This window comes from Streptomyces sp. NPDC059850, assembly GCF_042731515.1.
Classification (GTDB): domain Bacteria; phylum Actinomycetota; class Actinomycetes; order Streptomycetales; family Streptomycetaceae; genus Streptomyces.
This window is the reverse complement of the sequence record NZ_JBHWJI010000069.1, coordinates 35,305-46,057: the sequence shown is the minus strand read 5'-3', so window position 1 is coordinate 46,057 and position 10,753 is coordinate 35,305. Positions and strand designations below refer to the sequence as shown.

Annotated in this window: 9 protein-coding genes; 7 read left to right on the top strand and 2 right to left on the bottom strand. The window is 72.7% G+C overall.

Annotated elements, in window-relative coordinates:
• Nucleotides 1–320 precede the first annotated feature (320 nt).
• Nucleotides 321–827: a GNAT family N-acetyltransferase gene (locus tag ACFV9T_RS37160; protein ID WP_385446953.1), complete on the bottom strand. Its 507-nt coding sequence runs from the start codon at nucleotides 825–827 to the stop codon at nucleotides 321–323.
• An 84-nt stretch (nucleotides 828–911) separates the two neighbouring features.
• Between ACFV9T_RS37160 and ACFV9T_RS37155 the strand changes: the two genes are divergently transcribed.
• Together ACFV9T_RS37155 and ACFV9T_RS37150 are read left to right on the top strand one after the other, a co-directional pair.
• Entirely contained in the window at nucleotides 912–1,667 is a 756-nt protein-coding gene (locus tag ACFV9T_RS37155; protein ID WP_385446952.1) for an SDR family NAD(P)-dependent oxidoreductase, read from the top strand.
• Nucleotides 1,668–1,703: 36 nt separating this feature from the next.
• Nucleotides 1,704–2,087 (top strand): MerR family transcriptional regulator, encoded by a 384-nt coding sequence (locus tag ACFV9T_RS37150; protein ID WP_385446951.1) that lies wholly within the window; start codon nucleotides 1,704–1,706, stop codon nucleotides 2,085–2,087.
• Here the strand turns inward: ACFV9T_RS37150 and ACFV9T_RS37145 are convergent.
• On the bottom strand, nucleotides 2,051–3,094 hold the full coding sequence (locus tag ACFV9T_RS37145) for an Rv2578c family radical SAM protein (protein ID WP_385446956.1): 1,044 nt from the start codon (nucleotides 3,092–3,094) through the stop codon (nucleotides 2,051–2,053). The genes ACFV9T_RS37150 and ACFV9T_RS37145 overlap by 37 nt on opposite strands.
• Nucleotides 3,095–3,291: 197 nt before the next feature.
• On the opposite strand from ACFV9T_RS37145, the gene ACFV9T_RS37140 reads away from it, so the two are divergent.
• The 5 genes from ACFV9T_RS37140 (at nucleotide 3,292) to ACFV9T_RS37120 (ending at nucleotide 10,740) form a co-directional block, all read left to right on the top strand.
• Nucleotides 3,292–3,747 carry an SRPBCC family protein gene (locus tag ACFV9T_RS37140; RefSeq protein ID WP_385446950.1) on the top strand — a complete coding sequence of 152 codons (456 nt, stop codon included), beginning with the start codon at nucleotides 3,292–3,294 and terminating at the stop codon, nucleotides 3,745–3,747.
• Between the two features lie 193 nt (nucleotides 3,748–3,940).
• The gene (locus ACFV9T_RS37135) at nucleotides 3,941–6,487 is read left to right on the top strand and encodes an MFS transporter (protein ID WP_385446949.1); all 2,547 of its coding nucleotides are present in this window, start codon (nucleotides 3,941–3,943) and stop codon (nucleotides 6,485–6,487) included.
• 240 nt (nucleotides 6,488–6,727) lie between these two features.
• Nucleotides 6,728–9,124, top strand: coding sequence for a SpoIIE family protein phosphatase (locus ACFV9T_RS37130; protein WP_385446948.1), 2,397 nt, complete (start codon nucleotides 6,728–6,730; stop codon nucleotides 9,122–9,124).
• Nucleotides 9,121–9,900: a class I SAM-dependent methyltransferase gene (locus ACFV9T_RS37125; RefSeq protein ID WP_385446947.1), complete on the top strand. Its 780-nt coding sequence runs from the start codon at nucleotides 9,121–9,123 to the stop codon at nucleotides 9,898–9,900. Before ACFV9T_RS37130 ends, ACFV9T_RS37125 begins: the two co-directional genes overlap by 4 nt.
• 6 nt (nucleotides 9,901–9,906) lie before the next feature.
• Nucleotides 9,907–10,740, top strand: a complete 834-nt coding sequence (locus tag ACFV9T_RS37120; RefSeq protein WP_385446946.1) for a M55 family metallopeptidase — start codon at nucleotides 9,907–9,909, stop codon at nucleotides 10,738–10,740.
• Nucleotides 10,741–10,753 lie beyond the last annotated feature (13 nt).

The following is a 10,753-nucleotide window of genomic DNA, read 5'->3' as shown; positions in this document are numbered from 1 at the left end:
TCCCGATCCGGGGCTCCGCCCCGGTCCCCGCCGGGGCTGCGCCCCTGGGCCCCGGCCCGGGGTTGCGCCTCTGGTCCTCGTTGGGGCTGTGCCCTTGGGTCCCGGCGAGGGGTTGCGCCTCTGGTCCTCGTTGGGGCTGTGCCCTTGGGTCCCGGCCCGGGGTTGCGCCTCTGGTCCTCGTTGGGGCGTCGCCCCTGGACCTCCGCCCGGGGTTGCGCCCCCGAACGCCCAGCCCGGGGCGGAGGTCCCTGCCTACCGGCGGCCGCGTGGCCGGGGTCCAGGGGCGGAGCCCCGGGGTCGGGTAGGGGCGGGGTGGGGGATCAACTGGCAGGCAGGCGCAGGGCGTAGCGCAGCTCCGGCACCGCCGCCCCCTCCACCTTGTACGTCTCCGCGCCCCCATCCGCCCCGAAGCCCGCCCGCTCGTAGAAGCAGCGGGCGCGCCGGTTCTCCTCCAGCACCCACAGCCGCAGATGCGGGAAGCCGCGCTCGGCGACCCGGCGGCGGGTCTCGTCGAGGAGGGCGCGGCCGACGCCCGTGCCGAGTCGCGAGGGGTGGACGTAGAGCGCGTACAACTCGGCGTCCCCGGGCGGCACATCGCGGTCCCGGTACGGGCCGAAGCAGGACCAGCCGACCACCTCGCCGGTGCCGTCCTCCGCCACCAGGTTGACCACGTCGCCGAGCCCCCGGGAGAAGAACTCCCGCCGCCGCTCCGCGTCCTCCTCGACGCTCAGGCCGTCCAGATACGTCTGCGGCATCAGCCCCCTGTAGGCCTTCTGCCACCCCCGCACCCGCACCGTCGCCACCGCGTCGATGTCGGACTCGGCCATCTCCCTTACCAACACCCCGTCCATATGCGTCCACCGTAGGTGGCTTGACCTTGTCACTGGCGGCAGGGACACACGATCTTCGCCATGGAAGATCACTCGAATCCGTATCCCGTCGCCCTCGTCACCGGAGCCGGTACCGGCATCGGCCGCGCCACCGCCCGCGCGCTCGCCGGGGAGGGGGTGCGCGTGGTGGCCGTCGGGCGGCGGGCGGAGCCGCTGGCGGAGACGGCCCGCGGCCATGACCGCGTCCATCCGTTCGCCGCGGACATCACCGAACCCGGCGCCGCCGAGGACATCGTCCGCCACGCCGTCGAGACGTACGGGCGGCTGGACGTCCTCGTGAACAACGCCGGGATCGTCCGCTCCGCGCCCCTGGAGGGCAGCACCCGCGAACTGACCACCACCCACCTCGACACCAACCTCGTCGCTCCCATCCTGCTCGCGCGGGCCGCCCTCGCCGCCCTGGAGGCGAGCGGCGGCGTGATCGTGAACGTGTCCAGCGCCGTCGGCCAGCGCGGCTGGCCGGGCAACGCGGTGTACGCCGCGACAAAGGCCGCGCTGGAGACGCTGACCCGCAGCTGGGCGGTGGAACTGGCGCCGCGCGGCGTGCGGGTGGTGGCCGTGGCGCCCGGGGCGATCGAGACGCCGATCGCGGACCACTCGGGGCTGTCGCCCCAGCGGCGGGCCGAGGTGCGCGCCTGGCAGCTCGCCCACACCCCGTTGGGGCGGATCGGACGCCCCGAGGAGGTGGCGTGGGCGATCAGCCGACTCGCCTCGCCCGGCGCCTCGTTCATCACCGGGGCGGTTCTGCCCGTGGACGGCGGGGCGATCGTCGGCTGAACACAGCTGATAGAACGGCACCGGAGGTGGGGACCGGTGCGGATCGGGGAACTGGCGGCGGCGACGGGCACGACGCCGCGCGCCCTGCGCCACTACGAGCAGGCGGGGCTGATCACGTCCGTACGGGCGCACAACGGCTACCGGGTGTACGACGAGCGGGCCGCCGTCCGCGTCCGCAACATCCGGCATCTGCTCTCGGTGGGCCTCACCCTGGACGACGTCCGCTGCTTCCTGCCGTGCCTGGACGGCGACATGGCGACGGCCCCGCCCAGCGCCGAGGGGCTCGGCATCGCCCGCGCCCGGCTCGCCGTACTCGACGCCCGGATCGCCGCCCAGACCGAGGCCCGCGACCGCCTCGCGCAGGCTCTGGGGGAAATCGTCGCTCACAGCAGCGACAGCTGCGCCGGGCCCTGTGGATAACCCTCCTCGGAGCCGGGACCGGGGCTCGGCTTGGGGACGGCGCGGTGCGCGCCCGCCTCGTACGGTCCGATGCCGTACTCGGCGGCGAAGTCGTGCACCATCCCGGTGATCCGCCGCTGGTACCACTTCGGGGCGTACGAGCCGCCCCCGTACAGGGCGTCGTAGCGCTTCAGCAGGTGCGGATGGTGCTGGGTGAGCCAGGCCGTGAACCATTCGCGGGCGCCGGGGCGCAGATGCAGGACGAGCGGGGTCACCGACGTCGCGCCCGCTTCGGCGATGGCGCGGACTGTCGCGCGCAGTTGCTCGGGGGAGTCGCTGAGGAAGGGGATCACCGGGGCCATCAGCACCCCGCAGGGGACGCCGTGCTCGGACAGCGCCCGTACGGCGTCGAGGCGCCGCTCGGGGGAGGGCGTGCCCGGTTCGACGGTGCGCCATAGCTCACGGTCGGTGAAGCCGACGGAGACCGAGACGCCGACATCGGTCACGCGCGCCGCCCGTCGCAGCAGTTCCAGATCGCGCAGGATCAGCGTGCCCTTGGTGAGGATGGAGAAAGGATTGGCGCGCTCGATGAGCGCGCCGAGGATGCCGGGCATGAGCCCGTAGCGACCCTCGGCCCTTTGATAACAGTCCACGTTGGTCCCCATGGCGATGTGCTCGCCGCGCCAGCGCGCGGCGGCCAGCTCGCGCCGCAGCAGCTCCGGGGCGTTGACCTTGACCACGACCTGGGTGTCGAAGTCGCGCCCGGTGTCGAGGTCGAGATAGCTGTGCGTCTTGCGCGCGAAGCAGTAGACGCAGGCATGGGTGCAGCCCCGGTAGGGGTTCACGGTCCATTCGAAGGGCATCCGGGACGCTCCGGGCACCCGGTTCACGATCGAACGGGCGCGGATCTCGTGGAAGGTGATGCCTCGGAACTCAGGGGTGTCAAAGGTGCGGCTGACGACCGCGTCGGTGGCGAAGAGGGCCGGGGTGGCCGTCTCGCCGTCGCCTGTCAGGTTGTCCCAGCGCATGGCACCCACCTCCGGGGTCTCGCTCACTACCACAATAGAACACATGTTCCCTTCGTTTTCGTCAACCCCGAATTTGGGCGGGTGACCCCCAGGTGGTTGGCTTGCCAGCGCAGGGCAAGGGCGCCGGCGCGCACGTACGCGAGGCAGCGCACACGTACGCGAGGGCAGCGCAACCGCAACCATCGGAGGAAAGAGCAATGGGCCAGGTCGAGGCCACCACGGAGCGCATCGTCACGGGCAAGCCCGAGGACGTGTTCGACGCGCTCGCCGACTACCGCGAGGTCCGCCCCCGGCTGCTCACCGAGCAGTTCAGCGAGTACGAGGTCCGTGAGGGCGGCGACGGCGAAGGCACTCTGGTGCACTGGCGGCTCCAGGCCACCAGCAAGCGGGTGCGCGACTGCCTGCTGGAGGTCTCCGAGCCGACCGACGGGCAGCTCGTGGAGAAGGACCGCAACTCCTCCATGGTCACCACCTGGACCGTCACCCCGGCCGGGGAGGGCAAGGCCCGGGTCGTCGTGACCTCCGTATGGAACGGCGCGGGCGGCATCGGCGGCTTCTTCGAGCGCACCTTCGCGCCCAAGGGCCTCGCCCGCATCTACGACGGCGTGCTGGAGAAGCTGGCGGCGCAACTCCCGGCCGGGGGCGCCCAGTAGCTTCCGTCCGCCCCGGCGGCACGGTCACCGGTTCGGGTGGTTTTCTCCGCGGTGCACTCCCTAGGCGCACACGCTCTCACTTGCGGTAAAGCCACCCGGACCCGTCTCTTTATCGATTCGTCGCGCTTGCCCCTAGTTGTCGCGCAATGCGAGAAATGGGCGGCGGCGCAGGCGTGACGATGGGGAGACAGACGTGGGCGGGATCACCGAGACCACCTTCGCGAAGGGCCAACGGTCAGCAGGCGCACCCGCCCGCGCCACCGACGAGCCCGACGGAGGCGATGCGGCGGCGGGACGGCGGACCGACGACGGCCCGCCACCGGGCGGCCCCGCGTCCGACGGGCCCGCCGGGGCGGGGCTGAGCCCGGCCCGGGTGCGGACGGTCTTCCTCGGGCTGATGCTCGCCCTGCTGCTGGCCGCCCTCGACCAGACGATCGTCGCCACCGCCCTCCCCGAGGTCGTCGGTGAACTCCACGGCCTGGACAAGATGTCCTGGACCGTCACCTCCTACCTCCTCGCCGTCACCATCGTCCTGCCGGTCTACGGCAAGCTCGGCGATCTCGTCGGCCGCAAGAGCGTGTTCATCTTCGCGATCGTCGTCTTCGTGGCGGGCTCCGCGCTCGCCGGATGGTCGCGCACGATGGACGAGCTGATCATCTTCCGCGCGGTGCAGGGCGTGGGCGCCGGCGGGCTGATGATCGGCGTCCAGGCGATCATCGCGGACATCGTGCCGCCCCGGGAGCGCGGCCGCTACATGGGGCTCATCGGGGCCGCGTTCGGCCTCGCGTCGGTGGCCGGGCCGCTGATCGGGGGCTTCTTCACCGACCACGCCTCATGGCGCTGGTGCTTCTACGTCAACGTCCCGTTCGGCCTGGTCACGCTCGCCGTCGTGGCGGCCGTCCTCAAGGTGCCCGAACCGCTGCGGCGGCCGCGCTTCGACTACCTGGGCGCCCTGTTCCTCACCATGTTCTCCACCTGTGCGGTGCTGCTGACGAGTTGGGGCGGTACGGAGTACAGCTGGCACTCGCGCGTCATCCTCGGGCTCGCCCTGGGCGCGGCGGGCTCCGCGATCCTGTTCGTCGTCGTCGAGTGCGTCGTGCCCGAACCGCTCATGCCGATGCGGATGTTCCGCGATTCGGTCTTCTGCGTCTCCGGACTCATCGGCGCGGTGATCGGCGTCGCGCTGTTCGGCGCCGCCAGTTATCTGCCGACCTTCTTACAGATGGTCGACGGCGTCTCGGCCACCGAGTCGGGGCTGCTGATGGTGCCGATGATGGGCGGCATGGTGCTGTCCTCGATCATCTCCGGCCAGCTCATCAGCGCCACCGGCCGCTACAAGGTCTTCCCCGTCGTCGGCGGCCTCATCTCGGTCGGCGGCATGTGGCTGCTCTCCCGGCTGGAGGAGGACACCTCCCGCCAGGACTACAGCCTCTGGATGGGCGTCCTCGGGTTCGGCATCGGGCTCGTCCTGCCGGTGCTGATCCTCTCCGTGCAGAACTCCGTATCCCCTGACGACCTCGGCTCGGCCACCAGTGCCAACAACTACTTCCGGCAGATCGGCGGCAGTGTCGGCGCGGCCATCTTCGGCACGCTCTTCGCCCACCGGCTCGCCGACCGCCTCGCCGAGGAGTTTCCCAAGGGGATCAAGGGGGGCGCCGCGGCGGGAGACGTCCGGGCCACCGGAGGGCCGGAGGTGCCCGACCCCGACTCCGTCACCCCGCAGATCGTCCACGCGATGCCGCGCGCCCTGCGCGACGGCTACATCACGGCGTACGCGGACGCCATACCGCGGATCTTCCTCTACCTCGTGCCGGTGCTCGTTCTGGGCTTCCTGCTCGCCTTCCTGCTGAAGGAGAAACCACTGGTGTCCCACACCGACTACGCCGTCCAGCCAGACCCCGGCGTCCAGCCGGATCCCGTCGTACCGGCGGCGCGCTCGGTGCCCCGGCACGCCGCCTCGCCGCCACCTCCGCCGCCCGTCGCGGGCATCCCGGTCTGCGGCACCGTCCAGCACCACGACGGCACCTCGGTCCCGAGGGCCGCGCTCACCCTCATCGACGTCAGCGGCCGCCAGATCGGCCGGGGCGCCACCGGCGAGGACGGGCGGTACGCGCTGAGCACGCCCGGCACCGGGTCGTACGTCCTGATCGCGTCGGCCGGAGGCCATCAGCCGAGGGCGGTCAGCGTCACGGTCGGCGACCGCCCGGTCGAGCTGGACGTCGTCCTGGGCGGCGCGGGCCGCCTCGCCGGGTCCGTCCTCACGGCGGACGGCACGCCCGTACGGGACGCGACGGTCACCCTCACCGACGTACGCGGCGAGGTCGTCGCCTCCACGCGCAGCGGACGGGAAGGGGGCTACGTGATGACCGAACTGGTCGCCGGGGAGTACACCCTGGCCGCCAGCGCGCCCGCCTTCCGTCCCGCCGCCCTCCCGGTCACCGTGCAGGCCGCCCGCGAGACCCGCCAGGACATCGAACTGGCCGGTGGCGCGGTGCTGCGCGGCGTCGTCCGGGCCGGTGGCGGCCGTATCGTCGAGGACGCCCGGGTCACGCTGCTGGACGCGGCCGGGAACGTGGTCGACACCGCGACGACCGGCGCGGACGGGGCCTTCCGCTTCATCGACCTGTCGGCGGGGGAGTACACGGTGATCGCGGCGGGCTACCCCCCGGTCGCGACGGTGCTCCAGGTGGCGGGCGGCGGCCGTACGGAACGCGATCTGCACCTGGGCCACGAGGACTGACGACCGGTCGGCCTCGAGGGCTGACGACCACCACCGGTCGGCCACGGAAACCGACCATCACCGGGCGCCCGCGACCCGGACCCCGCCTTCCGCCGGGGTCCGGGGCGCGGGCTTCGCACAGGTGTCCGCGACCTCGCACAAGATGACACCTATTCGGGTATTGGCCCGCGCCGTGACCGGCCCCCGCCGTACCGTTGAAGACGGTGGTGCGGGCGTTGCGTGCGAAGGAGTCTTCCGCCTATGGAGCATGGCACGGAGGTGTCCGGCCGGATCCCGCTCGCGGTGGTCGTCGTCGACGCCGACGGGCTGGTCACGCACTGGAGTTTTGGCGCCCGCAAGCTCTTCGGACGCACCCGCGAGCAGGCCATCGGCACCCCCGCCGTCGATCTGATGCCGGTCTCGGGCGCCCTGCGCGGCGAGGACCTTGACGACGCGGCGGACGGCGCTCTCTGCGGCCCGCGCGCCTACCCCACCGCGGGCCGCGCCCGGATGACCCTCCCGGCCGACGCCGCCCAGGGCGCCGCCCACGCCGACGTCCTGTGGTGGGCGTACCCGCTCGCCGGACCGGGACCTGAGCGGCTGCTCGTGCTGGCGGCGGACGCCACGGGGCTCACCGGGGGCGCCCCGGAGGAGCGGGTCGCGCCGGGTTTCGCGCTGCACACCGAGTTCCCCGGAGCCGAGCTGCTGGCCGGGCGGCTGCCGGACATCCTGCCGAACATGGGCCCGGCCACCGGCGGCCGGATCGTCGCCCAGGTCCTCGAACTCGGCTACCCGGTCCTGGAGATCAGCCACCACGCACGGGTCCCGGTGACCCCGGACTGGGGCATGCCCCGCTACCGCGAGCGCCAGGCGCGCCGGGCGGCCCTGCGCGGGGTGGCCGGTCCCACTGCCTCGGCTGAACCGCCGCCCGACCCCGACGACGATCCCGAAGACCTCGAATACGCCGCCGTCCGCGAGCGCCTGGAGTTCCTGAACGAGGTCAGCGGACGCATCGGCAGCTCCCTCGACCTGGCCCGCACCATCCGCGAGGTGACCAGCGCCGCCGTCCCCCGCTTCGCGGACTTCGCCGGTACGCATCTGCGCGCCCAGGTCCTCGCGGGCGAGGGCTTCCCCGACGGCCCGCCCGATGTCACCACCGTCTGGCACCGCGTCTGGGTCGAGCACAACGACGAACCGGGGCGCTGGGACGACACGGTGCCGGTCGGGGAGAGCATCGCGTTCCCCGAGCACACCCCGTTCTTCCAGTGCATGGTCACCGGCGAACCCGTGCTCATCCCGTATCTCAGCGACGAGTTGGGCGACCGGATCGCCGGGCAGTTCGAGAAGCGGGACCTGCGCCCACTGATCAACGGCCGGTCGATCCTCATCGTGCCGCTCAAGGCGCGCGATGTGGTGCTGGGCTTCATGGTGCTGCTGCGCCGCGCGGGCCGTGCGGCGTTCGACGGCATGGACCGCACGACCGGGGCCGAACTCGCCGCCCGCGCCGGGCTCGTACTCGACAACGCCCGGATGTACACGTACCAGGAGAACGTGGCGGAGACCCTGCAGGACAGCATGCTGCCCCAGGTGGCGCCGCGCATGGCGGGCTGTGACACAGCCACCCGCTATCTGCCCGGCACCCGGCTCGGCCGGGTCGGCGGCGACTGGTTCGACGCCATCAAGCTGTCCGGTTCTCGCACCGCCCTCGTCGTCGGCGATGTGATGGGGCACGGGCTGAACTCGGCCGCGATGATGGGCCAGTTGCGCACCGCCGTGCAGACCATGGCCGCCCTCGACCTGCCGCCCGCGCAGCTGCTGCGCAATCTGGACGACCTGGCGCAGCGGCTCGGCGAGCACTATCTGGCCACCTGTCTGTACGCCGTCTACGACCCGATCGGCTCCGAGCTGCTGATCGCCAACGCGGGCCATATCCCGCCCGTGCTGGTCCGCGCCCAGGACGGCCGCGCCGAGCTGCTGGACCTGCCGACCGGCGCGCCGATCGGCGTGGGCGGGGTGCCGTTCGAGACGGCCCGGGTGCGGGTCGCGCCCGGCGACCGGCTCGTCCTGTGCACGGACGGCCTGGTCGAGGTGCGCGGCCAGGACATCGGCGCCGGGCTCGCGGCGCTGTGCGAGTCCGCCGCCCATCCGGCGGCGTCGATGGACGACGCGTGTGACACCGTCATCCGCGCACTCAATCAACGCGGCGGCCGCAAGGACGATGTGGCGCTGCTGATGGCCCGGCTGAACGGCATCCCCTCCGACGACGTCGCCCAGTGGCGGCTGGCCCTCGACCCGGAGGAGGTGGGCCGGGCCCGCCGCCTGGTCCGGGAGCGGCTGCTGCGCTGGGGCCTCCCGCACGCCGTGGAGACCGCCGAACTACTCGTCAGCGAGGCCGTGACCAACGCGGTCGGCCATGCCCACACCCACCATGTGGTGCTGCGCCTGGTGCGCACCGAGGCGCTGCTGTGCGAGGTCTCGGACGACGACCACGAGCTGCCCGCGCTGCTGAGCGCCGGTCCGGACGATGAGTACGGGCGCGGGCTGCGGGTAGTGAGCGAGCTGGCCAGGGAGTGGGGCACGAGCCGGACGCGGCAGGGCAAGACCGTCTGGTTCGAGCAGGCCCTGCCACGGACCGGCGTACGTGGGGAGCGGCGATGAGCGTGTCGGAGCGTTACCGGGAAGCGTGGGAGAGCTACTGGCGGGGCACCTCGGACGCCCCGGGGGAGGCCATCTGGGACGCCGACCCGTCGCTGAGCGCCGCCCGGGACGTCGACCGCCTGACCCCGCACGCCGACCCCTCCCTCCCCATCCTCGACCTGGGCTGCGGGAACGGCACCCAGACCCGCTATCTGGCCACCCGTTTCGGCCGAGCCCTGGGCGTCGACCTGTCCCACGCGGCGGTCGAGCACGCGCGCCGCGCCGATGCGGCCGGGGCCGTCGCCGAGTTCCGGCAGCTGAGCCTCACCGACGCGGCGGCGGTGGGGGAGCTGCACGAGCGGATCGGCGACGCCAACGTCTATATGCGCGCCGTCATCCACCAGAGCGACGCCCCCGACCGCCGCCTCGTCGCCGAAGCGGTGGCCACCCTGGTCGGCCACCGGGGCCGGGGCTTCGTCGCGGAGCTGACGGAGGAGTCCAAGACGACGCTGGCCCGCCTGGCCGAGAGCCCTGGCGGCCCGCCCCTCAAGCTCCGCCGCGTCTTCGACCATGGACTGCGGCCCGCCGACGCGGGGACCACCGAGATCCCGGAGCTGCTGGTGGCGGCGGGGCTGCGGATCCTGGCCGAGGGCCCCACGGCGCTCGCCCAGACGGAGCAATGGGCCGACGGTTCACGGGTGGAGCTACCGGCCCGGTGGTTCGTGGTGGCCCGTGCGCCGGGGCCCGGAAGGGTTATCCACAGGGGTGGTTCGGCTCCCGAACACCGCGTAACGTAACGAACCATGAAGATCCTCATCAGCGCCGACATGGAGGGCGCCACCGGCGTGACCTGGCCGGGCGACTGCCTGCCCGGCACCCCGCAGTGGGAGCGTTTCCGGCGCCCGTTCACCTCCGATGTGAACGCGGCGGTGCTGGGGTTCTTCGACGGCGGCGCGGACGAGGTGCTCATCAACGAGGCCCACTGGTCCATGCGCAATCTGCTGCTGGAGGAGCTGGACCCGAGGGCGGAGCTGGTCACCGGGCGGCATAAGACGCTGAGCATGGTCGAGGGGGTGCAGCACGGCGATGTGGACGGGGTGGCGTTCATCGGGTACCACACCGGGGCGGGCACCGAGGGCGTCCTCGCGCACACCTATCTCCCCAACTCCGTGACCGGCGTCTGGGCGAACGGGGCCCGGGCGAGCGAGGGGCTGCTGAACTCGCTGGTGGTCGCCGAGTACGGGGTGCCGGTGGTGCTGATCACCGGCGACGACATGACGTGTCGGGACGCCAAGGGCTACGCGCCGGAGGCCCGGTGCGTCGCCGTCAAGGACTACGTCTCGCGGTACGCGGCGGTGTGCCGCACCCCCGCCCGTACCGCCGCCGACATCCGGGAGGCGGCGCGGGAGGCCGCCGTGCTGGCGGTGCGCCACGAGCCCCCGCGCCGGGGGCCGTTCACGATCGAGCTGGAGTTCGACGCCGAGCATCTGGTGGGGGCGGCGAGCGTCGTACCGGGCGTGGAGCGCAGCGGCGAGCGGCGCGTCGCCTACACCTCACCGACCATGTACGAGGGGATCCGCTGCTTCAAGGCGGTCACGACCGTCGTATCGGCCGCGGTGGAGGAGCAGTATGGCTGACACGGCCCGCAGC